Annotated in this window: 29 protein-coding genes and 1 tRNA gene; 22 read left to right on the top strand and 8 right to left on the bottom strand. The window is 51.1% G+C overall.

All coding sequences use genetic code 11. From position 1 onward, the window contains the following. Window positions 1-81 precede the first annotated feature (81 nt). The gene (locus NSS83_RS06035; RefSeq protein ID WP_341347847.1) at window positions 82-768 is read left to right on the top strand and encodes a metal-dependent hydrolase; all 687 of its coding nucleotides are present in this window, start codon (window positions 82-84) and stop codon (window positions 766-768) included. A gap of 105 nt (window positions 769-873) precedes the next feature. On the opposite strand, the gene NSS83_RS06030 is transcribed toward NSS83_RS06035, so the two are convergent. Continuing rightward, window positions 874-1683 carry an alpha/beta hydrolase gene (locus NSS83_RS06030; RefSeq protein ID WP_341347846.1) on the bottom strand — a complete coding sequence of 270 codons (810 nt, stop codon included), beginning with the start codon at window positions 1681-1683 and terminating at the stop codon, window positions 874-876. A 117-nt stretch (window positions 1684-1800) separates the two neighbouring features. Between NSS83_RS06030 and NSS83_RS06025 the strand changes: the two genes are divergently transcribed. Beyond that, window positions 1801-2670, top strand: a complete 870-nt coding sequence (locus NSS83_RS06025) for an aminoglycoside phosphotransferase family protein (RefSeq protein ID WP_341347845.1) — start codon at window positions 1801-1803, stop codon at window positions 2668-2670. A 159-nt stretch (window positions 2671-2829) separates the two neighbouring features. Here the strand turns inward: NSS83_RS06025 and NSS83_RS06020 are convergent, their stop codons facing one another. Beyond that, window positions 2830-3060 carry a hypothetical protein gene (locus tag NSS83_RS06020; RefSeq protein WP_341185341.1) on the bottom strand — a complete coding sequence of 77 codons (231 nt, stop codon included), beginning with the start codon at window positions 3058-3060 and terminating at the stop codon, window positions 2830-2832. A 151-nt stretch (window positions 3061-3211) separates the two neighbouring features. On the opposite strand from NSS83_RS06020, the gene NSS83_RS06015 reads away from it, so the two are divergent. From NSS83_RS06015 to NSS83_RS06005, 3 genes are all read left to right on the top strand, one after another. Beyond that, window positions 3212-4051, top strand: coding sequence for a DegV family protein (locus tag NSS83_RS06015; RefSeq protein ID WP_341185342.1), 840 nt, complete (start codon window positions 3212-3214; stop codon window positions 4049-4051). A 181-nt stretch (window positions 4052-4232) separates the two neighbouring features. Next, window positions 4233-4601: a hypothetical protein gene (locus NSS83_RS06010; RefSeq protein WP_341347844.1), complete on the top strand. Its 369-nt coding sequence runs from the start codon at window positions 4233-4235 to the stop codon at window positions 4599-4601. A 182-nt stretch (window positions 4602-4783) separates the two neighbouring features. Further along, complete coding sequence (locus tag NSS83_RS06005; RefSeq protein WP_341347843.1) at window positions 4784-7027, top strand: helix-turn-helix domain-containing protein; 2244 nt, start codon at window positions 4784-4786, stop codon at window positions 7025-7027. A gap of 141 nt (window positions 7028-7168) precedes the next feature. Here NSS83_RS06005 and NSS83_RS06000 read toward each other — a convergent pair whose 3' ends face one another. Then, the gene (locus NSS83_RS06000; RefSeq protein ID WP_340753137.1) at window positions 7169-8053 is read right to left on the bottom strand and encodes a carbohydrate ABC transporter permease; all 885 of its coding nucleotides are present in this window, start codon (window positions 8051-8053) and stop codon (window positions 7169-7171) included. A 278-nt stretch (window positions 8054-8331) separates the two neighbouring features. On the opposite strand from NSS83_RS06000, the gene NSS83_RS05995 reads away from it, so the two are divergent. From NSS83_RS05995 to NSS83_RS05985, 3 genes are read left to right on the top strand one after another with little or no spacing between them, the layout of a single operon-like run. Next, a complete protein-coding gene (locus NSS83_RS05995) occupies window positions 8332-9291 on the top strand; it encodes a sugar ABC transporter permease (protein ID WP_341147936.1) in 960 nt (319 codons plus the stop codon). A gap of 41 nt (window positions 9292-9332) precedes the next feature. After that, complete coding sequence (locus NSS83_RS05990) at window positions 9333-10835, top strand: extracellular solute-binding protein (RefSeq protein WP_341185346.1); 1503 nt, start codon at window positions 9333-9335, stop codon at window positions 10833-10835. 51 nt (window positions 10836-10886) lie between these two features. Further along, a complete protein-coding gene (locus tag NSS83_RS05985) occupies window positions 10887-11846 on the top strand; it encodes a pectinesterase family protein (protein WP_341348713.1) in 960 nt (319 codons plus the stop codon). A gap of 85 nt (window positions 11847-11931) precedes the next feature. On the opposite strand, the gene NSS83_RS05980 is transcribed toward NSS83_RS05985, so the two are convergent. From NSS83_RS05980 to NSS83_RS05970, 3 genes are all read right to left on the bottom strand, one after another. Then, window positions 11932-12219, bottom strand: a complete 288-nt coding sequence (locus NSS83_RS05980; RefSeq protein WP_036701193.1) for a YxcD family protein — start codon at window positions 12217-12219, stop codon at window positions 11932-11934. Continuing rightward, entirely contained in the window at window positions 12219-12653 is a 435-nt protein-coding gene (locus NSS83_RS05975; protein WP_200869617.1) for a hypothetical protein, read from the bottom strand. Before NSS83_RS05975 ends, NSS83_RS05980 begins: the two co-directional genes overlap by 1 nt. A 164-nt stretch (window positions 12654-12817) precedes the next feature. Beyond that, window positions 12818-13381 carry a carbonic anhydrase gene (locus NSS83_RS05970; RefSeq protein ID WP_036701195.1) on the bottom strand — a complete coding sequence of 188 codons (564 nt, stop codon included), beginning with the start codon at window positions 13379-13381 and terminating at the stop codon, window positions 12818-12820. 232 nt (window positions 13382-13613) lie between these two features. On the opposite strand from NSS83_RS05970, the gene NSS83_RS05965 reads away from it, so the two are divergent. From NSS83_RS05965 to NSS83_RS05925, 9 genes are all read left to right on the top strand, one after another. After that, complete coding sequence (locus tag NSS83_RS05965) at window positions 13614-15131, top strand: carboxypeptidase M32 (RefSeq protein ID WP_341347842.1); 1518 nt, start codon at window positions 13614-13616, stop codon at window positions 15129-15131. 150 nt (window positions 15132-15281) lie between these two features. Beyond that, complete coding sequence (locus NSS83_RS05960; RefSeq protein WP_341185348.1) at window positions 15282-15929, top strand: hemolysin III family protein; 648 nt, start codon at window positions 15282-15284, stop codon at window positions 15927-15929. Window positions 15930-16099: 170 nt separating this feature from the next. Beyond that, window positions 16100-16456: a putative DNA-binding protein gene (locus tag NSS83_RS05955; RefSeq protein ID WP_341185349.1), complete on the top strand. Its 357-nt coding sequence runs from the start codon at window positions 16100-16102 to the stop codon at window positions 16454-16456. Between the two features lie 21 nt (window positions 16457-16477). Beyond that, the gene (gene ffh, locus NSS83_RS05950) at window positions 16478-17869 is read left to right on the top strand and encodes a signal recognition particle protein (RefSeq protein ID WP_076160340.1); all 1392 of its coding nucleotides are present in this window, start codon (window positions 16478-16480) and stop codon (window positions 17867-17869) included. Between the two features lie 352 nt (window positions 17870-18221). Then, window positions 18222-18494 carry a 30S ribosomal protein S16 gene (rpsP, locus tag NSS83_RS05945; RefSeq protein ID WP_036701203.1) on the top strand — a complete coding sequence of 91 codons (273 nt, stop codon included), beginning with the start codon at window positions 18222-18224 and terminating at the stop codon, window positions 18492-18494. Between the two features lie 22 nt (window positions 18495-18516). Next, window positions 18517-18747 (top strand): KH domain-containing protein, encoded by a 231-nt coding sequence (locus NSS83_RS05940; protein WP_020432321.1) that lies wholly within the window; start codon window positions 18517-18519, stop codon window positions 18745-18747. A gap of 104 nt (window positions 18748-18851) precedes the next feature. Beyond that, complete coding sequence (gene rimM, locus NSS83_RS05935) at window positions 18852-19376, top strand: ribosome maturation factor RimM (RefSeq protein ID WP_341185350.1); 525 nt, start codon at window positions 18852-18854, stop codon at window positions 19374-19376. After that, window positions 19376-20170, top strand: a complete 795-nt coding sequence (gene trmD / locus NSS83_RS05930; RefSeq protein WP_341348712.1) for a tRNA (guanosine(37)-N1)-methyltransferase TrmD — start codon at window positions 19376-19378, stop codon at window positions 20168-20170. Before rimM ends, trmD begins: the two co-directional genes overlap by 1 nt. A gap of 919 nt (window positions 20171-21089) precedes the next feature. Beyond that, window positions 21090-21163 (top strand) — tRNA-Pro (locus NSS83_RS05925). Between the two features lie 100 nt (window positions 21164-21263). Here the strand turns inward: NSS83_RS05925 and NSS83_RS05920 are convergent. Further along, complete coding sequence (locus NSS83_RS05920) at window positions 21264-21458, bottom strand: hypothetical protein (RefSeq protein WP_036701210.1); 195 nt, start codon at window positions 21456-21458, stop codon at window positions 21264-21266. Between the two features lie 227 nt (window positions 21459-21685). On the opposite strand from NSS83_RS05920, the gene NSS83_RS05915 reads away from it, so the two are divergent. Beyond that, on the top strand, window positions 21686-21943 hold the full coding sequence (locus NSS83_RS05915; protein WP_076078592.1) for a hypothetical protein: 258 nt from the start codon (window positions 21686-21688) through the stop codon (window positions 21941-21943). 80 nt (window positions 21944-22023) lie between these two features. Here NSS83_RS05915 and NSS83_RS05910 read toward each other — a convergent pair whose 3' ends face one another. Further along, window positions 22024-22971, bottom strand: a complete 948-nt coding sequence (locus NSS83_RS05910) for a hypothetical protein (RefSeq protein WP_341185351.1) — start codon at window positions 22969-22971, stop codon at window positions 22024-22026. Window positions 22972-23245: 274 nt separating this feature from the next. Here NSS83_RS05910 and NSS83_RS05905 point away from each other — a divergent pair, with 274 nt between their 5' ends. The 4 genes from NSS83_RS05905 (at window position 23246) to ylqF (ending at window position 25811) form a co-directional block, all read left to right on the top strand. Further along, entirely contained in the window at window positions 23246-23539 is a 294-nt protein-coding gene (locus NSS83_RS05905) for a hypothetical protein (protein ID WP_341347841.1), read from the top strand. Window positions 23540-23685: 146 nt separating this feature from the next. Next, on the top strand, window positions 23686-24030 hold the full coding sequence (rplS, locus tag NSS83_RS05900) for a 50S ribosomal protein L19 (RefSeq protein WP_036701215.1): 345 nt from the start codon (window positions 23686-23688) through the stop codon (window positions 24028-24030). A gap of 256 nt (window positions 24031-24286) precedes the next feature. After that, window positions 24287-24907, top strand: coding sequence for a signal peptidase I (lepB, locus tag NSS83_RS05895; protein WP_341185353.1), 621 nt, complete (start codon window positions 24287-24289; stop codon window positions 24905-24907). 40 nt (window positions 24908-24947) lie between these two features. After that, window positions 24948-25811, top strand: a complete 864-nt coding sequence (ylqF, locus tag NSS83_RS05890) for a ribosome biogenesis GTPase YlqF (protein ID WP_340753151.1) — start codon at window positions 24948-24950, stop codon at window positions 25809-25811. Window positions 25812-25857 lie beyond the last annotated feature (46 nt).

Genomic DNA, 25857 nt, shown 5'->3' with positions numbered 1-25857 from the left:
ATTGTATCGTAAACCTTGGGTTTTTGCACGATGCATTCCTTAGGACTATTGAAATCTAATCAAGAAGAGGAGAGGAATTCTATGAAAATTACCTACCACGGCCATTCCTGTGTTCAAATTGAGGTCAACGGCAAATCGCTGATCGTCGACCCGTTCATTAGCGGTAATCCGGCGGCGGTAACGACTGTAGAGGAGATTAAGACCGATGCGGTGCTGCTGACGCATGCCCATATGGACCATATGCTGGATGCCGCACCGATTGCTAAGCGCAATGATGTGCCGATAGTAGCGATTGTGGAGCTGGCGGGTTACCTTGAATCCCAAGGCGCACAGACGATTGGCATGAACATCGGGGGGACGGTAGATCTGGGCTTCGCCAAGGCGACGATGATCCATGCCTTCCATACCTCAAGCATCACCCTCGAAGACGGACAGAGTATCTATGGCGGCACACCGGCGGGCTTCATTATTGAGGCGGACGGACACACGGTACTGCATGCAGGGGATACAGGGCTGTTCGGCGACTTGAAAATGTTCGGGGAGCTGTATGACATTGATCTCGCGATCCTGCCCATCGGGGGACATTTCACCATGGGGCCGGAGCATGCCCTCATCGCGGCGAAGTGGCTGGGAGCCAGTCATGTGCTCCCGGTACATTACAATACCTTCCCGCCGATCCGGCAGGATGCGGGGGCCTTCGTTCAGGCGCTGGAAGAGGCGGGAATCCGCGGCACGGTGCTTGGCTATGGAGAGACGCTGGAGCTGTAGCGTTCGACCTCTAGCCGCCGTATAATTTCTGCATTAACCACAGGGCTGCCCCAAATCGCTATGTCATGGCTTTTGGAGCAGTCCAGTTTAGGTTATGCGTATAATCTACTGGGCGAACCGCGACAGCTCCCGGTTGAACCGCTCCCGTTCGTCATAGAATAATCCGTGTCCGCTGTTCTCAAACGGAATAAGTACTGAATTCCTGATCCCTTGGTGCTGCGCTTCCGCGAGCGGGTATAAGCAGACCTGATCATGGATGCCGTGAAGAATCAGCGTAGGTACATGAATTTGAGGGAGATCCAGGAACAGCTCTTCTTGCAGCCAAGCCTCAGAGACAGCGATAGTGGACCAGCTAGCCGCCTCTAGTCCTAAGAGGAAGAACCAGTCCGAGAACGCCGGAGAGACTTGGTGATAGAAGAAAATATTGCCGAAATCCTGCAGCATCTTTGGCCGGTCCTCATAAGTTGACTTAATAATCTGCTCTATAACTTCTCTGGTTGTGCCGTAAGGGAAGCCCGGCCGCTGAATCAGACTGGGGGCTGCCGAAGCGAATAGGGCCAGCTTGGAAACCCCGTATCCCTTATGCCTTGCCATATACCGGATCGCTACAGCCCCGCCGGTAGAATGCCCGCCCAGCGTAATATTGCTCAGCCCTAAGGCGCCGATTACGCAGCGGATATCATCAGCGAGACGGTTGTAATCGTAACGGCCCAGCGGTTTATCTGATTTGCCGAAGCCCCTCATGTCAAGACCAATACAGCGATACCCTTGAGGTACCAGCTGGTTGTATTGATACTCGAACATCTGGTGGTTGGCAGGCCAGCCGTGAATGAACAGGATGGTTTTACTGCCTCGTGGATTGATATCATTGACATAGATCTTCACGTTCGGCTCTACTCTAATCCAATGTTCCATTTCGCTTCCCTCATTTACTGGAGTTGTCTGTTTGCCTCATTGTATTCAGCATGTTGGGGAAAGTGCCTAGAAGACGGGCTTAGGCCGGTCATCTATACGAAAGGGGATTACATCATTATGAACAATGTTCTGAGCAGTATCCGCTGGCAAGAGCAGGGCGCAGATAGTGAAGGCCTAATAGCAAGGCTGGAGGAGGCGGCCGTAACCCCGATGAAGGGCGGGTTGGAAGCTGAAGTACATAGAATTACATTGCCGGGTACGAAGCTTGTGCTGAAAATCTGGAACCGCGAGTCCAGGCCGGACGTCTCGATCCAGTATCAAGTGCTGGAGCAGCTGTTCCGGCAGGGCTGCGCGGTCTCACGGCCTTACGCCTGGGGTCTAGATGCTGAGGGTCATCAAGTGCTGTTAACCAGCTTCGATGGTATACCTGTTAAGAAGGTAAATGTGGATAGCCTTACAGCGATAGCAGCCAATCTGCTTAATGTACATAAGATGGAGATCGATTCTTCCAGCAGCTTGAAGGTTCCTGCATATGATTTCGCAGATTACTTCTTCCCTGTCTGGGCGGAGCAGCCGGAGATCCGAACTCTGGCGCAGGAACTGGCGGAGCAGGCCAAGCTGACCTCTCACCAGCTTATTCATGGTGATTATCATCTGGGCAATATTCTGGAGGCTTCGGGGACATTCACTATCATCGATTGGACCAATGTCCAGCTTGGCGATCCGAGGTATGATATTGCGTGGTCTATTCTGCTCTTTAGAGTGTATTTGTCGGAGCGGAATGCCAGTGTCTACCGGTCAGCCTTTGCTGCCACAAGCAGTTATAGCCCGGCAGAGCTGGAGCTGTTCGAGGCACTGGCTGCCCTGCGCTGGCTTCAGCTGCACCGGACAACGGGTGTCCCGGTTCAGCGGAATACGCTGAAGGAGATCCGGGCGCTAATACGGGACAACCGGTATATGCCGGATAGTCTGTCTGAATCCCTGTAGCGGGATACCCGGCCGGATACTCTCCCGGGCACCTGCCCTCGCAAGCAGAAACGGCTACGTCATCCTCATAAGGACGGCGTAGCCGTTTGTGTCTGCCATAAATAACACGGGTTGCGGGAAGCCTGCTTGGCGGGGGAATATAGCATGTCAGCGGTTAACTTACTTCTTATTACGCTCCGGGTTCTGCGGCTTCACGCGGGCGGGCCGGGTGACCCAGTTGCTGCGGTTCATCGGCTTGACCGTATCAATCCGCTCGTTTATCACCTCGGCGCTGTGGTCCTCTGGCGCTGCGGTCTCGGCACCAACCTCAGATTCCACGGCAGCCGGGGCTTTTTTGGACAGTCCGGCACCATTATGTTTGCCTCTGTTCCATACTCTGTTCTTGCTCATCCTGGTACACTCCATTTCTGTTCGCTTATGCTTAAACCATATCACAAGTAACAATTAGCACAAAACATTGTTTTTGACAAGTTATAAATTGTACTATTGATTTCCTTAAAGGGTAACTATAATGGTATAGAATTGAAAGGAGAGCATTCTGATGCCCATCAAGATAATAACGGATAGCGGTTCGGACCTACCCCCTGAATACACGAAGCAGTATGACATCTCCATTGTTCATTTGCCGGTCCATTTCGGCCATGAGCTGATGCCGGATGAAATGAATGCCAAGGATTTCTATGACAAAATGCATGAATCGAAGGATTTGCCTACGACTGCAAGCCCGAGTCCGCAGACCTTCCTGGACAGCTTCAAGCAAGTGGAAGCAGGCACTGACATTCTGGTCATCTGCATGTCCTCTAATATTAGCAGTACTTATCAGACAGCAATGATTGCCAAGGAGATGTACGAGGAAGAAGGACATCCGAATGCAATTGAAATTATAGATTCCAAGCTGTTCTCCGGGGGCTTGACCCTGATTGTCGCCATGGCGGCCAAGTGGTCACTTACCGCAGCAAGTCTGGCTGAACTGAAGGACAGAGTGCTGAAGAAGGTCGAAGAGACGACTGCGTACTTCACGCTGGATACCCTGGAGAATGTGATTAAGGGCGGACGGCTGAGCCGGATCTCCGGTGCGGTGGCTTCCGTACTGAACATTAAGCTGCTGCTGAAGATCAGCGACGAGGGTATTGTTGAAGTGGTCGAGAAGACGCGCGGACTGCCCAAGGCGCTGACTCATCTGCTGGCCAAGCTGGACCAGAAGCAGCATGATTATGAGCAGGCGGTAATCGCGATTGTTCACAGCAATTGTGAGACGCTGGCACTGGAGATCAAGCGGCGTATTCTGGAGAAGCACCCCTTCAAGGAGGTTCTTCTGTCCACGATGGGACCCGTGATGGGAACCTATGCCGGTCAGGGCGGGATCGGCGTGGCTTTTTAAGTGTTCTGAACGCACAGCACTTGTATAGTAGTGATCACTAAGCCGTATACCGGACTTTCCGGTATACGGCTGTTTGGTCTGCGTATGCGGATCGAAGGTACGCCGGGGAGCAGGCTAGGCACACTGGGCTGGGCAGGTGCATAGTATGAAGCAAATCCAATTACACGGAGGTCATACACCTATGTCGACAACTTCTTCCGGCACGCAAACACCGGTGATCTATCAGGCAGACCCGGCGGTGGTCCAGCATCTGAACGGGGTCCGCGATTCACTTCACCAGTCCTGTAAGCCGTATCTGAATCACAAAGTGCAGGTGCAGACCCTTGACGGTCAGATGCATGAGGGCACGCTTGCCGGTATGGACAGTAAGAATATGTACCTGGTTGTTACCATAGCCACAGATATGGGCCGCGGATATTACAATCCGTATTACAAGCCTTATCCAGGTCCGGGATATCCGGGCCCGGGCTACCCTTATCCCGGAACGGTGAACAGCAATGTGATTATGCCGCTGGTCTTGTTCGAGCTGCTGACGATTTCGTTGCTCTAAGCAAGGCTCATAGCCCCAGGATGTGAACAGACCGGATCAGCCTATCGCTGGTCCGGTTTTTTAGCTGCGCGGACGGTATTCACCGGGCGGTCTGCAAATTGCACACGTGAAAATAATCATGGAACCGCATTCATGAAAGCGCTATAATTTAATGGAGTCTATCAAATCAAAGGGGAAACACAATGAGCAAAGGAAGAATGTTCTACGGCATCTTTATTCCTATCTTAATTCTGGGCGTGGGACTGGTGGTCGGCTTCGGAAGCTATATCTACATCAGTACCATCGATTCTGTGGTCGAGCGGTTCTCCAGCAGCAAGCAGAGCTATATCGAGCAGATCAAGAACAATCTGGAGCATAAGATCCAAACGATAGAATACGCGTTCAACACCTACAGCACCACCAGCTCTTTTCAGGAGGTTGTGACGCATCCGATTACCGAGCAGGACTTCATCGCCTACCGGAATGTGAACTCGCAGCTGAATTATATCGCCTCCATGGCGGCTGAAGGGACGGAATATTCGCTGATCAGTCTGGTGCAGAACTGGCAGATCCTGAATGAGAAGCTCAGCAATCTCAGTGCCGGGGACGTTCAGCAGCTCCGGGAGCAGTATATTGAGAATCAGGAGCAGAGCCTCTTCTGGATGAAGACGGACAAGGGCATCCGGTTCGTGAATACACTGCCGGTGTTCTCCAGTAAAAAGCAGGCGATTGCCTTATCCGACATTTCATTACATACCCTGAATGCCACGATAAACAGCGGGGAGGATGCCTATGTCTACATTCTGAACAAGCATGGTGAACTGATGTATGAATCCTATCCTGGCAAAGGGCTTCTAGCCCCGGAGCAATTCGGCCAGCTTGCCGGGACCATTAATTCCATGGAGGACAAGGGGACGGTCCAGCAGGAGATCTCCGGCCATGATAGTCTGAAGCTTATCTATGCCAAGTCCTCGTATAATAACTGGATCTATCTGACTGTGCTGGATCAGACGGAGATTACCCGCTCCCTGGAGATGACCAAGTTCGGGATCTCCGCGATGGGACTGCTGTCGATTCTCCTGATCTGGGTGGTGGCTTATATGATCTCCCAATATTTCACCAAGCCGATAGAGCAGCTTAAGCGCAGTCTGCCTGTTATTCCGCAGGTGAATTCCAGGAATGAGCTGGAATATATCCGGCATTCCATTGATACGATTATCTCGGAGAAGGCTTCGCTTGAGAGTCTGATCGAATCGGAAATGCCCCGGCTGGAGACGCAGCTGATCCTGAATCTGTTCCGCAGCCGTGTCTCGGCAGAGGAGCTGGAGCAGAGTCTGCTCCGGTTCGGGTATAACCTGTCAGATCAGCACCGTTATGCGGCGATGCTGATTCAGCTGGACAGCCTGGGCGACCGGGAGGCCTCGGACAAGGATGTTCTGCTGCTTGCCGTTAATAAAATGGTGGAGGAGTTGATCCCGGCTGGGCACCGGCTGCTGCCAATTATCCTGAACGATGATACCCAAGCCACGATCCTGACCTTCGCCGGGTACAGTGATGCCGCGATGAACAAGGAAGTGACGGATTATGCGGCAGCCCTGCTGAAGGCAGTGCGCGATTATCTGAAGGTGTCGATCAGCATCGGCATCAGCAACTTTTACAGCAATCTGTTAGAGAGTAAGGAAGCCGGGGAGATGAGCAAGCAGGCACTGCATCAGCGGCTGAATCTGGGCAAGGAATCGATCATTTTCTATGAGGATATATCCATGGTTGTCTCCGGCCCGGTGTCGCTGCATTATCCGGCAGAGCTGGAGACGCAATTGTTCAACGCCATTCGGCTGGGGGACAAGGAGCAAGTCACCGCTGCGCTCTATCCGTTCCTGGCGGAGCTGATGGGCAAGAACAAAAGTACCCTGAAATTCGAGGTTATGCTGGTGCGGCTCGTGAATAATCTGATTCAGCTGGAGCAGCATCTGGGAGTTAGCGTCCTGTTGACCCAGGATAACAATAAGCTGTATCACCGCCTGCTGGACATCCGTAATCCCGAAGAGATGGAGCGGATGCTGGTGCAGGAGGTTATTTACCCCATGATGTACAGTATGAAGGACAAGACCAGCCAGCAGTTCCGCTGTCTCTCGGATAAGATCACCGATATAGTGCACGCGGAATATGACCGTGAGCTTACACTGGAGGGGATCGGCGAGCGGCTGCATTACAATCCGAATTATCTAAGCAGCATCTTCAAAAAAGAGTACGGCACGGCCTTCAGCGAATACCTCATGAACTACCGCCTGGAGATGGCCAAACGGTGGCTGACGGAGACGGATATGACGATCAAGGAGATTGCGAAGCGGCTGCAGTATCATAATCCGCAGAATTTCATCCGGTCCTTCCGCAAGAAGGAGCAGGTTACGCCTGGTGCTTACCGGAAGCTGAAGCAGGGCGAGTAGCGGTGGATTTTAGCGGGAACTGGGGATTGGCATAGGAGCTTGTATCAGGTGTTCATAGAGAAACGGTACCGTCCTTGCTTCAAGGCGGTACCGTTTCTGCATATGCTCTATACATTTGGATGGAAGCTGAACGGCGGGCCGTCAGCCTTTGACTGCTCCGAGGAGAGCGCCCTTGGTGAAATGCTTCTGTACAAAAGGATAAGCGGCCAGCATCGGCACGGTGGCGATGACAATGACCGCCATTTTGATGGTCTGGGCCGGCGGTACAATATCGACCGAGCTTCCCTCTGCCTGCATCCCGCTGGAGACAATGACGATCTGGCGCAGCAGCACCTGGATCGGCCATTTGGCCGAATCATTCATGTAGAGGATCGCGTTCATGTACGTATTCCAGTAAGCCACCGCATAGAACAGGGAGATGGTGGCAATGGAAGGCAGGGCCAGCGGCAGCATGATCCGCATGAAGATTCCGAAGTCATTGCTTCCGTCGATCTTGGCGGACTCCTCCAGACTGTCAGGCAGCGCCTGGAAGAAGTTGCGCATGATAATCATGTTGAAGGCATTGACGGCAACCGGGAAGATCAGGGACCCGTACGAGTTGATCAGGCCGACGCTTTTGACGACCAGGAAGGTGGGGATCATTCCGCCGCTGAACAGCATGGAGAAGACGACGATGAAGTTAATCGTATTGCGGGCAGGCAGGTATCTCCTGGACAAGCCGTAGGCCATCAGCGCGGTAAGCAGCATACTGACTACGGTTCCTGCAATAGTGACACCCACGGATACCCCGAGTCCCCGGAAGATGGTAGGCGTTGAGAGGATGTAGCGGTACGCGTCCAGGGAGAAGGTGGTCGGGAATAAGATGAACCGCTTGGCCATGACCTCCTGGGTGGTAGCGAAGGAGCTGGCAATGATATTGATGAAGGGCAATAAGCAGACAAGCGCAATCAGAACGAGTATGGCTGTATTAACGAAGGTGAAGATCCTTCCGCCGACCGATTCTTTTCTACGTGAGCTATGGTTCATTCTGTGATCCTCCTCGTATTTCAGTACCTCTTCACTGTAACAAGGAGCGGAAATTACGTATATAATCCGGGCATGAGGTGTTCGCAGGCCAGCCCTGTCCAGCGCGTCTCCGCAGAATAATCATTAGCCTAGGCGGGTAATCCTCAGAGGAGATCTGATCGGCCTTAACCGCGCAGCCATGCGGGTTCTGTAAACGCTATCACATAATGATTATATACGTAATGTAAGAAATTTCTTACGCTGAGACTGTAACAGGAACGAGCAAAGGAGGCAGACATGTGAAAGCAACAAGCATCACCGCAACACCAAATCTAACCATAGAAAAGGGGAAAGGCGCACGCGCTCTTACGGCTCTGAACAAATACAAGCTGCTGTATCTGATGATCCTGCCCGGGCTGCTGTATTTCATCATTTTCAAATATCTGCCCATGGGCGGGCTGATTATTGCGTTCCAGAATTATCAGCCGTTCCAGGGGATTACCGGGAGTGAATGGGTCGGCCTGAAGCATTTCATCCGATTATTTACGGAGCCTACGTTCATGCAGCTGCTGCGCAATACCCTGATTCTGTTTGCCATGAACATTGTGATTTTCTTCCCTCTGCCGATAATTGTAGCCTTGATGCTTAATGAGTTGAAGGGACGCTATCTCAAGAACTGGATTCAGACGATTATCTACATCCCGCACTTCATGTCCTGGGTCATCATTGTCTCTATTACGTATGTGTTCCTGACGGTGGATGGCGGGGTTATCAATGAGATGATCGCAAGTCTCGGCGGCAAAAAGATCAGCTTTCTCACCTCCTCCGAGTGGCTGCGGACGATCTATATCCTGCAGATTATCTGGAAGGAGCTCGGATGGTCGACCATTATCTATCTGGCAGCTATCACTGTAGTGGACCCGCAGCTCTATGAAGCTTCAGAGATGGACGGGGCCAGCCGTCTGCGCAAGACCTGGCATGTTACACTGCCGGCCATCCGTCCCGTGATTATTACTCTGCTGATTCTCAAAATCGGCAGCACGCTGGATCTCGGCTTCGAGCATATGTATCTGCTGCTGAATTCACTGAACCGCAGTGTCGCCGAGATTTTCGATACCTATATCTATACGGCGGGCCTCAAGAACGGGCAATTAAGCTTCAGCACCACGATAGGTTTGTTCAAGGGTGTTGTCGGGTTGATTCTCGTGATGCTCTCCAACAAGCTGGCCAAAAGAATGGGCGAAGACGGCGTGTATTAAGGCTAAGGTTAACTATTTCTATCTACCAAAGGAGAAGTGTTATGAACAAAAGATGGGTCACTCTACTTGCAATCGCTACAATGGCTACCACTATGCTCTCGGCATGCGGCGGAGACAAGGAAGAGAAAAAGACTGCCGCTGCAGAGGATCTGAACTCGACACTCGAATTAACCTGGCTGAATATTCTGCACACCGCTTCGCCGCCAACCGATACGATCAAATCTCTGCTTGAGGAATATACCAACAGCAAAATCTCCTTCAACTGGGTGCCCGATGCTTCCAAGGAAGAGCGGATCACTACGGCGCTGGCTTCGGGGGAGCTTGCAGACATTGTCACGCTGACCATGATGACCAATTCATCGGTTAGAAGCTCACTGAAATCAGGGCTGTTCTGGGATGTGGGGCCGTATCTCGCAGAGTTCAGTAATCTGGCGAAGATTGCTCCTGAGCTGAAGGAAGCGGCTTCGATTGAAGGCGTACTGTACGGCGTTCCTTTCCAGAAGAATCTGGCGCGTTCCGGTCTGATTTTCCGCAAGGACTGGCTGGATAAGCTGGGTCTGCCGGTCCCGAAGACGCTGGATGAGGTGTATGAAGTAGCCAGAGCGTTCACAGAGGACGACCCGGACGGCAACGGCGTGAAGGATACGACAGGCTTCGGGGACAGATCAGAGCTGAAATACAGCAGCTTCAAAACACTAAGCTCCTATTTCGGCACGCCGAATGGCTGGAAGGTGGATGATAGCGGCAAGTTTACCCCTGAATTCGATACCCAAGAGTATATCGACACGATGAATTACTCCAGAAAGCTCTACGAGAACGGATATCTGGCGCAGGACTTCGCAGTTACAGCCAAATCAGACCAGCAGCAGCAATTCGCGCAGGGTAAAACCGGGATTTATACCGGTATGGTGGACATCACCAGTCTGAGAACACTGGCGCAGGATCTGCAGCCGGGCATGGAGCTGGTGCCGGTGAACAAGATTTCTAATGGAGATGGACAGTATCATATCTGGTCCGAGGGCAGCGGGATCGGCGGATTGATGGCTTTTCCGAAATCAGAGGTGAAGACCGAAGCAGAGCTCAAGCGGCTGCTGAAGTTCGTTAATGACCTGATTGATGAGAAGGCGTTCATGCTGATGACCGGCGGGATCGAAGGCACTCACTATGAATATGATGAGAATGGCGCCTTCAAGATCCTGAACACCGAGCTGTGGCAGGCGGATGTACAGCCTTTCTCCTCTAGCAGACCTAGTGAAATTGCCTATACGCTTAAGGATGCGAACCCTGAGAAGCAGCTGGCCAATGAGCTGATCCGTGAGAATGACAAGTTCGCTGTGCTTGATCCAACCGTTCCGCTGGATTCGGCAACCAATAATGAGCAGGGAACGGAATTGCAAAAGATTATCACAGATGCTACCTTCAAATATATCATGGGCCAATCGGATGAGGCGGCATTCAAGAAAGCTGTACAGACCTGGAAGGATTCCGGCGGAACCAAGATCACTGAGGAATATGAAGCTGCATACAAACTGACAAAGAAGTAAGTAAGCAGGCTTTACACAAAGTCCGGAGTGTGAGAGAGGATGGGAAAAGGAATGCTGGTGGGCAAAGAGGGCTTTTGCGATTACTCTACCATTCAGGCGGCAGTTGATGCCCTGGAACATCTGGACCCGGACATAGAGGCCACGCTCTACATTATGCCGGGCGTGTACAAGGAGGAGGTGCGGGTCTACCGCTCCTGTCTCCGTATCGTCGGCATCGGACAAGTGGAGATCACGATGAACCGCTATGCCCGGGAGCTGGATGAGCAGGGGGAGGAGATCGGGACCTTTGCAACTCCCACCCTCTTCCTGGGTGGCCGGAAGCTGGTCCTGGAGAATCTGACCGTCTCCAATACAGCGGGGCAAGGCAGCGAGGTAGGGCAGGCAGTGGCGGTGTACGCCCATTGTGATGAGACGGTATTCCGAAATTGTACCTTCAAGGGCCATCAGGACACGCTGTTCACCGGCCCGCTGCCGCCGGCTCCCAGAGAGCGTCTGCTGTTCGGCGGGGTTCCGCTGCGGGAGCATCATGCACAGTACCGCCAGTTGTACCAGCACTGTTGTATTGAGGGAACCGTAGACTTTATCTTTGGCGGAGCAGCGGCCTACTTCGAGCATTGTACGCTGCACAGCCTGCGGAATAGCGGAGGGCATGGAGGTTATATTACGGCAGCATCCACTCCCGAAGGGCAGGCCTACGGCTACGTGTTCAATCAATGTTATCTGAGCGCTGAGCCGGGAACGGCACCGGTATTCCTGGGCCGCCCCTGGCGGGAGCATGCCAAGACCGCTTTTGTGGATTGCAGGATGGGCCAGCATATCCATCCCCAAGGCTGGGATAACTGGGGCGAGCCTGACAATGAGCAGACGGTCAGGTATGCGGAGTACACTTCTGAAGGAACTGCGGCGATTCTGCGGCAGCAGCGTGTGCCTTGGGCTGAGCTGCATGGAAGCAGCGCAGCGCGGGTCGGCAGGGACGATGTATTGGCCGGGTTCCATACCCCGGAAGGATAAGAACTCTTGTGAATATGACGCAGTGACAATAAAAGGGATGACCCCGCTATCAGGGTCATCCCTTTATTCAAAAGTATCGCAACGCTTACGTGTTCACAACCGCTGTAATCTCTTCGTCCAGCTCCAGCCGTACATCTTCGCGGTAGGCACGGATGCCGTATTCGCTGTGTACGTAGCGAAGAATGGACTCAATCATGTTGGACTCCACCAGGTACTGGCTTCTTCCCTGTATCCAGACTTCTGCGGTGTAGCCGGTGTCCTCATCCCAGCTCAGTTCCACCTGGACTTCCTCCACCCGTACAGCTTTACGTTCCGCCATATGCAGGCAGATCGCATTGATAATCTCGTCCATACTGAGAACAGTAACACCCATTAGTAGCGTCCGTCTCTTTCTTCCAACCGGCGTCGCTCCTGTCTGCGCTTGAAGAAGGACATAATCAGCGTAATTACAAAGTAGATGGCCAGCATGTTAATCAGGAATCCGATGATATTTCCAAAAGCGCCCATGCCGGCGAACATTCCGCCGAAGAGGAAGCCGGCGATCCCGCCGATCATCAGGCCTTTCATCAGGCTGCCGCCGCTGAAGAAGCCGCGGTTCGCATTCGCTGCAGTTCCGTTGGTGTTGCTTTTGGTGCTATCGCTTTTTTTCACATTATCAGTGGTCGATTTCTTCGGGGTCGTTGTGAATCCCCGGCTTCCTGATTTGAAGCCCCCGCCGCGGCGGGCATCTGCGAAGTCAGGAACAGTGACGGCGAAGAACAGTGTGAAGGCCATGACGATCATCATTACACGTTTCATTGGTTTCATTGAGTACGAGAACCTCCTAGAAGTTTGGTAACACCCAGCTTACCTGGCTGTTGCCCGGTAATACGCATAGCGGAGGCTAAGGTTTCAATTTTTAATAAATAAGAATTTACACAAAAAAAGCGCGGGTCCGGGACCCGCGCAAACAGCAGTATCAGAGAGTTGCCTTAGTCCGCGTATCCGTCCGAGACAAGCTCAAGCGCTCCGGTAGCCGGATCGATGATCATGCCGTGAATAGGTACGTTTGGGGGGAGTAAGGGGTGGCGCTTAATCAGCTCCACAGTCTGAATTACCCCCTCCTCAACATTGTCAAACCCGCGCAGCCATTTCGTCAGCTTAATTCCCGAATTCTCCAGTGTGCTGAGCACTTCATCTGACACGCCGCGTTCCTTGATGGAGTTAATCATCTTGTCTGCGTTCAGGGAAGCCATGCCGCATTCATAATGCCCGACGACGATGACTTCGTCTGCATCCAGCTCGTATAGCGCAACCATGACACTGCGCATGACACTGCCGAACGGCTGGGAGATGACGGCTCCGGCGTTCTTGATGATTTTGACATCGCCGTTCTTGAAATTCATGGCCTTGGGCAGAAGCTCAACAAGCCTTGTGTCCATGCAGGTGATGATCAGCATTTTTTTATCCGGGAAGCGGCTGGTCAGATAGCTCTCGTATGCCTTTTCCTCTACAAAATGCTTGTTGAACTCCATAATGTCTGTAATCTGACTCATGAGCATGCGCCTCCTTAATTGATTAAACTGTAATCCATTGTACTGCGTCTAGCCGTGAACATAAAGGGCTTGCTGTAATCAAATATTGCAAAATCCAAGCGGAGTCTGTCTCCGTGCCTGTGAGCCGTTGACTACTTCAAATTTGAAGAGAAACAGCCCGAATTTGATTATAACGATTATAAAAAGTATCATCAAGAGGAGTAGAAAAAAATGACAAGGCAGGTGCTCAGACATGGAACAGCAGGTCCGGGAACAATGGGATAAATTCAGCGAGCTATTATCTAAAATCAAAGGCTATTATGAAGCAATTGGACTTCTGGGCTGGGATCTGCGTACAGGCGCGCCCCGCAAAGGCGTAGAGACCCGTTCCGCCACACTTGGTATGCTGAGTGCAGAGGCGTTCAAACTCCAGGTATCGGAGGAGATCGGGACGTTCACAGAGTATCTCAGCCGCCCGGAAGTAGCGGAGCATCTGGACGGTAATCAGAATAAGATTGTGAAGGATACCCGCAAGGAGTACCAGCGCAGTAAGAGTATTCCGTCCAAGACCTTCGAGGAATATTCGGTACTCACCGCCCACGCGCAGACGATCTGGGAAGAGGCTAAGGATGATAATGATTTTGCCTCCTTCGAGCCTTATCTGAGCAAGATTGTGGCCCTCAAACAAGAGTTTATTGATTATTGGGGCGTACAAGGCTCGCGTTATGACACACTGTTGGATATGTACGAGCCCGATTTGACGGTTGAGAAGGTGGATGCCATCTTCACCCGTCTGCGCAGCCGCCTTGTTCCGCTGGCCGAAGCGATCAATGCTTCGCCGAATAAGCCGGACACCGAATTCCTGAGCCAGATCTTCCCTAAAGAGCAACAGGAGAAGTTCGGCCTCTTCTTACTTGAACAGATGGGCTATGATTTCGAGGCGGGACGTCTGGATGAGAGTGTGCATCCGTTCGCAACAGGTCTGAATCCTGGCGATGTCCGCATCACAACAAACTATCTGCTCGACAATGTGACCAGCTCCATCTTCAGCTCGCTGCATGAGGGCGGACACGCCCTGTACGAGCAGAATTTCGGGGAAGAGCTGATCGGTACGCCGCTGGCACAGGGTGCCTCCATGGGAATTCATGAATCCCAATCCAGACTGTGGGAGAATATGATCGGCCGCAGCCGGGCCTTCTGGCAGCGTTACTACGGCGATCTGCAGCAGCATTTCCCGGAGCAGCTTGCGAACGTGGAGATGGAAGACTTTTACCGGGCGATCAACAGTGTAGGCAATTCCTTCATCCGGATCGAAGCTGATGAACTGACGTATAACCTGCATATTATTGTGCGTTATGAGATTGAGAAGCTGATTTTCAATGAAGGGCTTGAAGTCAAGGACCTGACTAAGACCTGGAACGCGAAGTATCAGGAATACTTAGGTATTACACCGCCTACGGATGCGCTTGGTGTGCTGCAGGACGTGCATTGGTCCGGTGGAGATTTCGGCTATTTTGCTTCCTATTCCCTGGGTAACATGTATGCGGCCCAGATGCTGAACACCCTGCGTAAGGAGCTACCGGAGTTCGAGGAGCTGATTGCCGCCGGTAACCTGCTGCCGATCAAGGAATGGCTGACGGGCAAGGTATACCGCTACGGCCAGAGCCTGACCCCTTCGCAGATTATTGAGCAAGTCACAGGCGAACCGCTGAATCCCGATTATCTGGCAGATTATCTGGAAGCGAAGTATACCGAGCTTTATAAGCTATAAGAATTAAATAAGCCTTGCTGCATCAGCAAATGATGGCTTCTAGGCGGTTGAATGATACAGCAGCAGCCTGCCCTTCGGCGTCCATAAGCTGGAAGGACTTCGGAGAAACAGCTATAATAGAGGGAAACCGTAAACGGAAGGAATCGTGGTATGGCTAATACTCACACTTACAGCCGCAAGGAAGAAGTCGCTAACGCGGTTACGCACGGGATCGGCGCCGTCTTAAGCATTGCTGCGCTGGTGCTGCTGGTTGTATATGCTGTTCAGAACGGCACGGCCTGGCATGTAGTCAGTTTCTCCATTTATGGCGCTACTATGCTGCTGCTGTATTTTAATTCAACGATGGTGCATAGTCTCAGGGAGGGGAAGGCGAAGGATTTCTTTGAATTCCTTGACCACTCCTCGATTTATTTATTCATTGCCGGAACGTACACACCGTTTATGCTGGTGGCGATCCGTGGACCGCTGGGCTGGACCTTATTCGGCATTGCTTGGGGAGTGGCGGTATTCGGCGTCTTCTTCAAGGCCTTTTTCGTCAAAAAATTCCTGTTCATGTCCACCATCTTCTACATTGCGATGGGCTGGATGATCGTAATCGCCTGGAGCCCGCTGTCCCAGGCAGTCGCCAGCGGCGGTATGACTCTGCTGATGATCGGCGGACTGCTGTACACTCTGGGCACCGTGTTCTATGTGTGGCGCGGCTTTCCGTATCATCATGCGATCTGGCATTTATTCGTGCTTGCCGGAACCGTTCTGCACTTCTTCGTTGTATTGATATACATTCTCCCTATTCATTAATACGGGAGGTATAGGGCAGTACTGGTGCAGGATTTCAGGGCGGGAATGCCGTTTTTGAGCAAAGAAAAAGATGACAAGTAAAAAGACTTGACATCTTTCTTTGTTTTCGGTATCATAAGGGACGTTGTGAAGCTGTAAAGTGTTTTTCCTTGACGAAGGGAGTGCCCTTAATGAGTCAGGAGAATAGGCTCGAGAAAACCAACCGGATCAACCTGTTATTTGCTTTCTATGAACGGCTGCTTACTGACAAGCAACAGACGTTTCTCAAATATTATTTCCATGATGATTTCTCCCTGGGAGAGATCGCAGGAGAATTTGAAATTAGCCGCCAGGCTGTGTACGAGCATATCAAGCGGGCGGAGCAAGTGCTTGAGAATTATGAAGAGAAGCTTGGACTCCTGTCCAAGCATGAAGACCGCAACAAATACTTAGAAGAACTGCGCAGATTGCAGGATACGGCAATGCTGCCTGAGCAATATAAACAGCAGTTCATGGAACTCATGGAACAGCTGCAGAAGTTAGAGTAGGAAGAAGGGAGCGAGCCGCCTATGGCATTTGAAGGATTAACCGGAAGATTGCAGAATGTGTTCAGCAAACTGCGCGGCAAAGGGAAAGTATCCGAAGATGACGTAAACGAAGCGATGCGTGAAGTGCGGCTGGCCCTTCTGGAAGCCGATGTTAACTTCAAGGTCGTCAAGGACTTTGTGTCCAAGGTGAAAGAGAAGTCTGTTGGCACGGAAGTGATGGACAGCTTCACGCCAGGCATGGTCATCATCGATATTGTGAACAAGGAACTGACTGAGCTGATGGGCGGAAGCCAGGCGAAGCTGGCTAAGTCGAACAAGCCGCCGACAGTCATTATGATGACGGGTCTGCAGGGCGCAGGGAAGACGACCACTTCCGGTAAGCTGGCGAAGCTGCTGCAGAAGGGCAATCACCGCCCGCTGCTCGTAGCCGCCGACATCTACCGTCCGGCTGCGATTAAGCAATTGCAGGTGCTCGGAGAACAGATCAAGGTTCCTGTCTTCTCGCTGGGTGATCAGACCAGTCCGGTAGAGATTGCCAGACAAGGTGTTCAGCATGCGAAGGATAATAACTTGGATTATGTGATTATTGATACGGCAGGCCGCCTGCATATTGATGAAGAGCTGATGGAAGAGCTGAAGCAGATCCATAACATTGTAACTCCAGACGAGGTGCTCCTGGTAGTCGATGCTATGACCGGTCAGGATGCCGTGAATGTGGCGGACAGCTTCAACAAGCAGCTGGAGCTTACCGGCGTAGTGCTTACGAAGCTTGACGGCGACACCCGTGGTGGTGCTGCATTATCCGTCAAGGCGGTCACCGGTTGCCCGATCAAATTCGCCGCTCTCGGCGAGAAGATCGATGCGCTGGAGCCGTTCCATCCGGAACGGATGGCTTCACGGATACTTGGTATGGGCGACATGCTGTCGCTGATCGAGAAGGCTCAGGCCAACATCGATACCGAGAAAGCCAAGGAAATGGAACGTAAGATGCGTAATGCAGAGTTCACGTTCGATGATTTCCTGGAGCAGATGGATCAGGTGAAGAAGCTTGGCCCGATCGACCAGATTCTTGACATGCTGCCAGGCATGAACAAGGCCAAGGGCATGAAGGATCTGAAGGTGGACGATAAGCAGATGGGCCGCGTTGAAGCCATTGTTCATTCGATGACCAAGGCCGAGAAAGCCCAGCCTGAGATTATCAACCACAACCGCCGCAAGCGTATTGCAGCAGGCAGCGGTACCAACGTCGCTGAGGTGAACCGGCTCATTAAGCAATTCGATGAAATGCGCAAGATGATGAAGCAGTTCTCCGGCATGATGGGCGGCGGAGGCGGCAAGGGCGGTAAGAAGAACGCCATGAAGCAGCTCAAGGGCCTTGCCGGCAAAGGCGGCATGAAGTTCCCGTTCCGCTGACCTTAATCTTTAAGGTTTAATGTTTAGGTTCTAGGTTTAAGATTTACCCCTAGATCTGATATAGTACAACATTAGAAGATCGAATAGTCTTTTGACCTTAATCTTTTGATCTTAGTCTTTCGATCTTAAAATCTTTAAAACCTCGTTGCCAGGGAACGCCGCCAGTCAAGCGTATCCCGCAGGGAGGAAAAGCGGTCTCCGCTCGAACCCATTCTGAGGTCCCGCCAATCTGAACGCCTACGCTAGTTGCACTTAGCGGGTGTCCAGAGGGCAGAGCCCTTGGGGTCCTCCCTTCGGGAAGGGAGGGTTTGGGAGGGATCGACAACGATATTCTTTTAAGGAGGTGAATTTCGTGGCAGTACGTATTCGTTTGAAAAGAATGGGAGCACATAAAGCGCCTTTCTACCGTGTAGTGGTTTCCGATTCCCGGTCTCCTCGTGACGGCCGTTTTATCGAGGAAATCGGTTATTATAATCCGATCGAAGTACCGGCAGTCGTTAAGATTGACGAAGAGAAGGCTCTTAAATGGCTTCAGACAGGTGCACAAGCATCTGATACCGTCCGCAACCTGCTTTCCAAAGCTGGCGTGATGAAGAAGTTCCATGAGTCAAAGCTTCAGAAATAATGACTGATTGCGAGGGTCCTCTATGGAAGAATTAGTTGGTGTTATTGCTAAGGCTTTAGTGGATCATCCGGAGGATGTGGCCGTACGGACTGTGGAGAAGGATCACCTGATTGTCTATGAGCTCTCCGTGCATCCTGATGATGTCGGTAAGGTCATCGGCAAGCAGGGACGGATCGCCAAAGCGCTTCGTACCGTAGTCACATCTGCAGCAGTCAAAAGTGATAAACGCGTTACCGTGGATATTTTATCTTAAGGATGCGCACAAGGAGGGGCTAGGGATAGTATATCCCGGCTCCTTTTTGTTGAAAATATAAGAATTTATAAGCTGTTCGTAATCAACGTGAAGGAGATGAACACATGACAGAAGAGTTAACCGTAGGCAGACTGGTCAATACGCACGGCATCCGCGGGGAGATCAAAATCCTGTCGCATACCGATTTCCCGGAAGTACGGTTTGCACCCGGCAAAAAGCTGCTGCTGATTCCCGCAGACGGAAGCCCGAAATTCGAGGTTACGATAGAATCGGCAAAAGAGCACAAAGGGATGTATATCGCCAAGCTTAAGGGGTATACGAATATTAATGAGATCGAGAAATATAAAGGCAGTATGCTTAAGGTGCCAAGTGATGATCTGGTTGAGCTGCCGGAGAACGAGTATTACTTCCACCAGATCGTAGGATGTGAAGTCTACACGGATGAAGATGCCGGCCAGCCGCTGGGAACGATTACAGAGATTCTGCAGCCCGGGGCCAACGATGTCTGGGTAGTGAAGCCGAAGAAGGGCCAGGATATTCTGATTCCGGTCATTAATGATGTAGTACTGGACGTCAATATTGCAGACAAAAAAATCACTGTACACCTCATGGAAGGGCTGCTCCCATGATCCGCATCGACGTGCTGACGCTGTTCCCGGATATGTGTGAAGGCGTCTTCGGCACCAGCATTCTTGGTAAGGCCCGTGAGAAAGGCATTGCTTCACTGAACACTGTGAATTTCCGCGACTTCTCGGGCAACAAGCATAATAGCGTGGATGATACGCCTTACGGCGGAGGGGGAGGCATGGTGTTGAAGCCTGACCCTATCTTCGCAGCGGTGGAGCATGTTCTAGCCCAGAGCAGCGCTGGCGGTGAGCAAGGGGCCACGGACACTGAGGACACAGCGGCGGTGAAGCCGCGCATTATTCTCATGTGCCCCCAGGGACGGACCTATAACCAGCAGATCGCCGAAGAGCTGGCCCAGGAGCAGCATCTGATCTTCATCTGCGGTCATTATGAGGGCTATGACGAGCGAATTCGTGAGCATCTGGTGACGGACGAGCTGTCGATTGGCGACTATGTGCTAACCGGCGGCGAGCTGCCTGCCTTGACCGTAATAGATTCGATCGTGCGGCTGCAGCCGGGGGCACTGGGTAACGAAACCTCTGCAATCTCTGACTCCTTCAGCACCGGGCTGCTGGAGTACCCGCATTATACCCGGCCGGCAGAGTTCCGGGGCTGGAAGGTGCCGGACATGCTGCTCAGCGGACATCATGCCAATATCGAGTTGTGGCGGCGTGAGCAGGCGCTTCAGCGTACCCTCGAACGCAGACCGGATCTGCTGGAGACGGCTGAGCTGACAGTGAAGGACAAGCAGACGCTGAAGCGGCTGCAGGAGCAGGCAAGCCTCGATAATAATTAACTGTAAATTTGGGCCTGAATAGAGTCATAGCTGGCGTCTTTTTAACGTATATTACGTTAGGGAGGCGTTTTTTGCTGTGTGCTGGGGATTGTAAGACATGTTTCATGAATGTGACAGATAGGCAGGAAAAGTAGATTTTTATTTGAAAATAGAAGCAGGGGTGTGTCGGTACCCTTGTCCAAGGGTAATAATAAGAGGCGCCGCAAGAGTAGATGCAGCTTAAGACACAGCTAGCTTAACTATCGAAAGGAATGACTGAAGTGACTACGAATACGCATGAAACATTCAAGCCAGCCGTGGACACAGTCCACAATAAAGAAGCGGAGCCGCTCCGCACAGTGAGTGATATTATCGATTTCTATAAGAATCGTAAATCATAACTAATACATTGCAAGGAATGAATTAGACCCTGGTATCAGGTTCCATAGCCTCAGTAATACAGCAGATTACACCAATAACCGCTTGAGCAGAAGGACGTAAGGTCCTGATGGCTCAAGCGGTTATTTTTAATAATAACCTGGAAAATAAAAAAGACCGTCCGAAGACGGTCTCTCTACCCGAGGCGCTAGTTTGTAACTTTGATCCGTATCCCGCGCCACCAAGGCTAAAACATTCAGCCGTTGGTCCGGGTAAGGGATACGTTCAGCATGTCATGCTTGATGTGAACGCACCTCCTTTCCTTGTGCCAAGAGTATAGCACAGCCTTTACGGAAAATCCATTAAATTTTAATGACATCCGAAAAAATATTGAACTCCATAAAAATACTAAACTCTATTTGAAACCACATCACGAGTAGGGTATATTTATAGTATAAGCAGCAAGTAACCGCTTTCCGGCATATTAAGAATAAGATGAACGTATGTTAATCGTGAGGATGCGGCAAACGTAGGCATGAAGTATTGGGTTGATTTGAAATGTCGGGGTATAGCGCAGCCTGGTAGCGCGCACCCTTGGGGTGGGTGAGGTCGCAGGTTCAAATCCTGTTACTCCGATTATTCCCGTTTTCGTTCAAAATAAAAAACACTTCCGTCAGCGCAGCACGCTCTGTAGGAAGTGTTTTTATTTTGAGGATAAGAGCCATGTGCGGTTAATCTAGAACCTGCCCCTGTCTCTATCCCGGCGGGTAAGCATAATGACTCCCGTAACCAGTGAATACAAGGCAACAACCATAAGCAATACAATGGCCCAAGTATAATTGCGCACCGTGTAGGTGAGCGAAGCGAAGATGATAAACCAGGCGATCCGCAGTACTCCTTCATTAATAAAACGTCTGCCTGCTGTACTCATGATTCCTGCCTCCTTATGGATTGTAGAAGATTGTTCACAACCGTAAGCGGTTAATTGTTTTGTTACTTTAATATTACCCCTTTTTACACAAAATTGATACACAATGTTCACAAATTATTCATTTCACAGCTGATTTAATTATAGACACCTGCTGCGTGACGATAGCCGTTACCGGCTTATCCCTCCCCTCATAAGATACAGAACCACGATTAAGGAGGAAACAGCAGATGGAAGCTTATTATAATTGTCTCCATTGCAAAGACAAGCGTGTACGCATTATGACTACTGACGGCAAACGCCATGAAGGAATTATTGTGGATGTGGACCGGAACAATGTGTATCTGAAAACAAAAGGTAATGGCAGAATGCAAACCTCAGCCTTTTATCCGGGCGGTGCGGGGAACTACTATGGCGGATACTATGGTTACGGCAGCCAGATTCTTACCTTGAGCCTGTTCACGCTTCTGGCGATTGCGCTAATCTGACGATGGCTTGAACAAAACAAAAGTGGGCTCCTGGAAGTCAGGGAGGCCCACTTTTGGCGTAATCATTAGTATTGGATGATTTAATTAACGGAGATGGCTCCGATCTGTGTGGTTAACGATAGCAGCGGACCGCCGCCATTATAATCCTTCGATTTACCGTTGTCAGCGCCGGAGATGTGGCCGAGTTCGCTGCGGGCTTTGACCGTACATGCGGTTGAAGCTGACAGATCGGCGGAGATTCTTCCGATATCGCTCTTGGCCTTGAGGCTGCTGCCCTTGGTCATGCTGGATACTCCAAGCTCAATACTTCCTGTATTCGACTCCACACTGGACTTGCCTGTGAACACGGTGTCTTGCAGGATGATACTTCCCACATTGCTGTTAATCTCAAAAGTCCCCTCAAGCCCGCGGAGCTGAACGGTGCCTACATTATTATCAATCTCAAACCGGTCAACGGTCTCTGGAATCCCGATTACATAATTAATGCTGAGGTTGGAATCGCCGTACTCATGCTGCGCCCATTCCCAGAGATCCTTCTTCGCATCGCCTTCACCATGAGCAGAGACGATTAGAGCGTCACCTTTATGTTCAATAGAAACTTCTGTATGATCCAGTACGCCGGATACCAGCTTGTGGCCTGTCTGCTCATGGACTATGACGGTGGCTTGGACAGTAATCTCGTCACCTGAAGCGGGCGCCACTGCGACTTCCCCCACCGCATTATCTAACTTTAGGACAGAAGCCGAAGCAATAGGCAGGGAGGTGGAGAACTTCCGGCTGATTCCGCTGGTGTTTATTTGATCTTCAATCATGCCCGCTGTGTTCTCGATGGCGTCGCCTACAGCATCACTGGCATCGCTGAGACTCTGCTTCACGGCTTCTGCCGCTTCCTGGGTGAAGCTGCCGGAGATCGTCTGCTCCAACTGGTTATCCGCCGCTTCCTTGCCGGGAAGCTCCCGGCAGCCGGTAAGTGCAATAGAAAATACGGCCATTGCTGCAATAATTGCTGTGCTGTGATGTTTCTTCATTATATAGGCCCTCCTAAAGGCATGATTATTTGCTTATGTATACTCAGTATTATATATTATGGGAAAACACTGGATAACAGCCTGGCGGCGGGTTGTTCTACTGGACTATAGTCCAGTAAGCCTGCGGCTACATTTCAACTCTGCATTATGGTACACTAGCGTTAGATGAAGGACCGGAAGAATGAAGACAGCTGGAGGGCCGGCACGGAAGCAGACCCGGGAAACGGTCTGTTTACTATTTTGACTGAATAAGTCAGAGGGGCGGATGAGCCAAATGCAGTATGCAGCATTCCTGATCGTTGTGTTGGTGGGCGCAGTTGTCTATACCGTGTACCGCAGCCGGATGAGCCAAGAACAGTCTGAAGCGCCGAAGCAGGGGAAGGCCAGTAATGTAATTTCTATGGAAGGGCACCGTAGGGCCAAGCAGAATGCTGCGGATCAGCAGTGCTCCTCCTGCAAGAAGAAGAACGGCAAGCTGATTTTTTACGCCCAGGATGACGGAAGTGTGGTCGGACTTTGCAAGGACTGCAAGGTGAAGGCGAAGAAACGGGATATGCTGCCGCTTTAAAGAATAAATATATGTTGCATGGGCCTGTCTTTTATGATAAAATTACTTCTGTTGTGTGGAATACGGTGGTCCTCTGCGGATAATGAGGGAGAGCAACGGCTCTCCGGAAGAGGCAAGAACACCTGTACGGAAGGAGGAAGTCCTTAATGAATATCCTACAAGCAATTACACAAGAGCAACTTCGAAAAGATATCCCGAGTTTTCGCCCGGGTGACACTTTGAAGGTGCATGTAAAAGTTATCGAAGGAACTCGTGAGCGTATCCAGTTGTTCGAAGGCGTTGTAATCAAACGTCGCGGCGGCGGTATCGGTGAGACTTTTACGGTTCGTAAAATCTCTTATGGTGTTGGTGTGGAAAGAACATTCCCAGTCAACTCCCCTAAACTCGAGAAAATCGAAGTGGCTCGCCGCGGTAAAGTTCGTCGTGCGAAGCTGTACTATCTTCGTGACCTGCGCGGTAAAGCTGCAAGAATTAAAGAAATTCGTCGCTAGAATAGTGACAAAGGAAAGGGGCTTGAATTCAAGCCCCTTTCGTTTATTTCTTGTAATTAAAGAATTGTGCTCCCCGTAAAGTAACTGAGTAAGCGTCGAAGTTAAAGCATCACTTTATGGGGTTTTTAGACATATGTGCCTTAGGAACAGCTTCTCCGAAAAGGCCTCCTGAAGGAGTAATCGCGGGGGAGTTTTTGGCAGGAGCTTTTTTGTATTGTATAGTGGAGATAACAATTATTGGAGAGGACGGTGAACTATGCAGCAGGATTTGCAGCAAGGGCAAGGCGAAATGATTGATTCTAACGGCCAGAGCCCCCGGAAGCCAAAGAATGAAGTCCTGGAATGGATTAAAGCGATAGCGATTGCATTGGTTCTGGTTATTCTAATACGCTGGCTTTTGTTCAAACCGTTTATCGTAGACGGCCCTTCTATGAAGCCTAACTTTCATACCGGCGAACGAGTGATTGTTAACGAAATTCTCTACGATATCCGCAAGCCGGAGCGCGGGGAAGTCATTGTGTTCCATGTGCCTTCAGAAGGCCGGGATTTCATTAAGCGTGTCATTGGTGTGGCAGGCGATACAGTCACAGTTGAAGGGGATGTCGTTACAGTTAACGGAGAGCCTGTGAACGAAACGTATATCCAGGGCGCGATTGATGATGCACATAATAACAACATTTTGTATAACAATAAGAACTTCCCGAATGAGCAGTTTACCGACAACAAGGTGCCGGAAGGCCATGTGTTCGTAATGGGGGATAACCGCTCTGACAGTACGGATAGCCGGATGATCGGTTATGTGCCGCTGGGGGATATTGTCGGCCGTGCAGACCTTATTTTCTGGCCGGTGAAGAATATCTCATTAATAAATCATTAATTCATTACGAAGCTGACAGAAGTCAAAGGAGGTGACGGCATTGGCCATTCAATGGTTTCCTGGTCATATGACGAGGGCTAGACGGCAAATCGAGGATAAGCTGAAGCTAATTGATGTTGCAATAGAACTGCTTGACTCCCGTCTGCCGATATCGAGCCGCAATCCGATGATTGACGATATTTTGCGGGACAAGCCAAGACTGATTATTCTAAATAAAGCAGATCTGGCCGATCCGGAAGCTACGCGCAAGTGGCTGGCTTATTTCAAGGAGCAAGGTCATGTTGCCTATCCGGTAGATGCTTCTACTGGCACCGGGATTAAAGAAATTCCGGAGCAGGTGAAGCTGCTGCTGAAGGACAAGATCGACCGGCAAATTGCCAAGGGTATGAATCCGCGTGCGATGCGGGCCCTGATTGTGGGCATTCCCAACGTAGGCAAATCGACTCTCATTAACCGGATGGCTGGAAGAAATATTGCGATTACCGGTGACCGTCCGGGGGTTACCAAGGGCCAGCAATGGATTAAGACCGGCGGCAGTCTGGAACTATTGGATACGCCGGGGATTCTTTGGCCGAGATTCGAGGACCAGACGGTAGGCTATAAGCTGGCAGTAACCGGGGCCATTAAGGAAGAAATCCTGAATATTGAGGATATCGCTTATTATGCGGTGAAATATCTGGTGAAGGATTACGGAAGCCGGTTCCAGGAGCGCTTCGATATTAGTAAGCTGCCGGAGGACTTAGAGAACCCGGACGAAATCGTAGCCGTTATGGAAGCGGTTGGACGTAAGCGCGGTTGTCTAATGAGCGGCGGCCGTGTAGACCTGGAGAAGGCTTCACGCGCGCTGCTGCATGAGCTGCGTGCCGGGAAGCTTGGACGCTTCACGCTGGAGACACCTGAATAGTAGAATGTAGTATGGAATGGAAGAGCCATCCGTGAATGAGGGGTGG

This window comes from Paenibacillus sp. FSL H3-0469, from assembly GCF_038051945.1.
Lineage (GTDB): Bacteria > Bacillota > Bacilli > Paenibacillales > Paenibacillaceae > Paenibacillus_AQ.
The sequence above is the reverse complement of the archived record's forward strand: the minus strand, read 5'-3'. Positions and strand labels throughout refer to the sequence as shown.

Excerpts from the sequence above, each read along its gene's own strand:
- NSS83_RS06025 (WP_341347845.1), top strand. The coding sequence starts at position 1,801 with ATGAACAATGTTCTGAGCAGTATCCGCTGGCAAGAGCAGGGCGCAGAT.
- NSS83_RS05915 (WP_076078592.1), top strand. The coding sequence starts at position 21,686 with ATGGAAGCTTATTATAATTGTCTCCATTGCAAAGACAAGCGTGTACGC.
- rplS (WP_036701215.1), top strand. The coding sequence starts at position 23,686 with ATGAATATCCTACAAGCAATTACACAAGAGCAACTTCGAAAAGATATC.
- NSS83_RS05940 (WP_020432321.1), top strand. The coding sequence starts at position 18,517 with ATGGAAGAATTAGTTGGTGTTATTGCTAAGGCTTTAGTGGATCATCCG.
- NSS83_RS05965 (WP_341347842.1), top strand. The coding sequence starts at position 13,614 with ATGGAACAGCAGGTCCGGGAACAATGGGATAAATTCAGCGAGCTATTA.
- NSS83_RS05920 (WP_036701210.1), bottom strand. The coding sequence starts at position 21,458 with ATGAGTACAGCAGGCAGACGTTTTATTAATGAAGGAGTACTGCGGATC.
- rimM (WP_341185350.1), top strand. The coding sequence starts at position 18,852 with ATGACAGAAGAGTTAACCGTAGGCAGACTGGTCAATACGCACGGCATC.
- NSS83_RS05985 (WP_341348713.1), top strand. The coding sequence starts at position 10,887 with ATGCTGGTGGGCAAAGAGGGCTTTTGCGATTACTCTACCATTCAGGCG.
- lepB (WP_341185353.1), top strand. The coding sequence starts at position 24,287 with ATGCAGCAGGATTTGCAGCAAGGGCAAGGCGAAATGATTGATTCTAAC.
- NSS83_RS05975 (WP_200869617.1), bottom strand. The coding sequence starts at position 12,653 with ATGAAACCAATGAAACGTGTAATGATGATCGTCATGGCCTTCACACTG.
- NSS83_RS06030 (WP_341347846.1), bottom strand. The coding sequence starts at position 1,683 with ATGGAACATTGGATTAGAGTAGAGCCGAACGTGAAGATCTATGTCAAT.
- NSS83_RS06010 (WP_341347844.1), top strand. The coding sequence starts at position 4,233 with ATGTCGACAACTTCTTCCGGCACGCAAACACCGGTGATCTATCAGGCA.
- NSS83_RS06020 (WP_341185341.1), bottom strand. The coding sequence starts at position 3,060 with ATGAGCAAGAACAGAGTATGGAACAGAGGCAAACATAATGGTGCCGGA.
- NSS83_RS05990 (WP_341185346.1), top strand. The coding sequence starts at position 9,333 with ATGAACAAAAGATGGGTCACTCTACTTGCAATCGCTACAATGGCTACC.
- NSS83_RS05980 (WP_036701193.1), bottom strand. The coding sequence starts at position 12,219 with ATGGGTGTTACTGTTCTCAGTATGGACGAGATTATCAATGCGATCTGC.
- NSS83_RS05955 (WP_341185349.1), top strand. The coding sequence starts at position 16,100 with ATGAGTCAGGAGAATAGGCTCGAGAAAACCAACCGGATCAACCTGTTA.
- NSS83_RS06015 (WP_341185342.1), top strand. The coding sequence starts at position 3,212 with ATGCCCATCAAGATAATAACGGATAGCGGTTCGGACCTACCCCCTGAA.
- NSS83_RS06000 (WP_340753137.1), bottom strand. The coding sequence starts at position 8,053 with ATGAACCATAGCTCACGTAGAAAAGAATCGGTCGGCGGAAGGATCTTC.
- ffh (WP_076160340.1), top strand. The coding sequence starts at position 16,478 with ATGGCATTTGAAGGATTAACCGGAAGATTGCAGAATGTGTTCAGCAAA.
- NSS83_RS06035 (WP_341347847.1), top strand. The coding sequence starts at position 82 with ATGAAAATTACCTACCACGGCCATTCCTGTGTTCAAATTGAGGTCAAC.
- NSS83_RS05960 (WP_341185348.1), top strand. The coding sequence starts at position 15,282 with ATGGCTAATACTCACACTTACAGCCGCAAGGAAGAAGTCGCTAACGCG.
- NSS83_RS06005 (WP_341347843.1), top strand. The coding sequence starts at position 4,784 with ATGAGCAAAGGAAGAATGTTCTACGGCATCTTTATTCCTATCTTAATT.
- NSS83_RS05905 (WP_341347841.1), top strand. The coding sequence starts at position 23,246 with ATGCAGTATGCAGCATTCCTGATCGTTGTGTTGGTGGGCGCAGTTGTC.
- NSS83_RS05910 (WP_341185351.1), bottom strand. The coding sequence starts at position 22,971 with ATGAAGAAACATCACAGCACAGCAATTATTGCAGCAATGGCCGTATTT.
- NSS83_RS05970 (WP_036701195.1), bottom strand. The coding sequence starts at position 13,381 with ATGAGTCAGATTACAGACATTATGGAGTTCAACAAGCATTTTGTAGAG.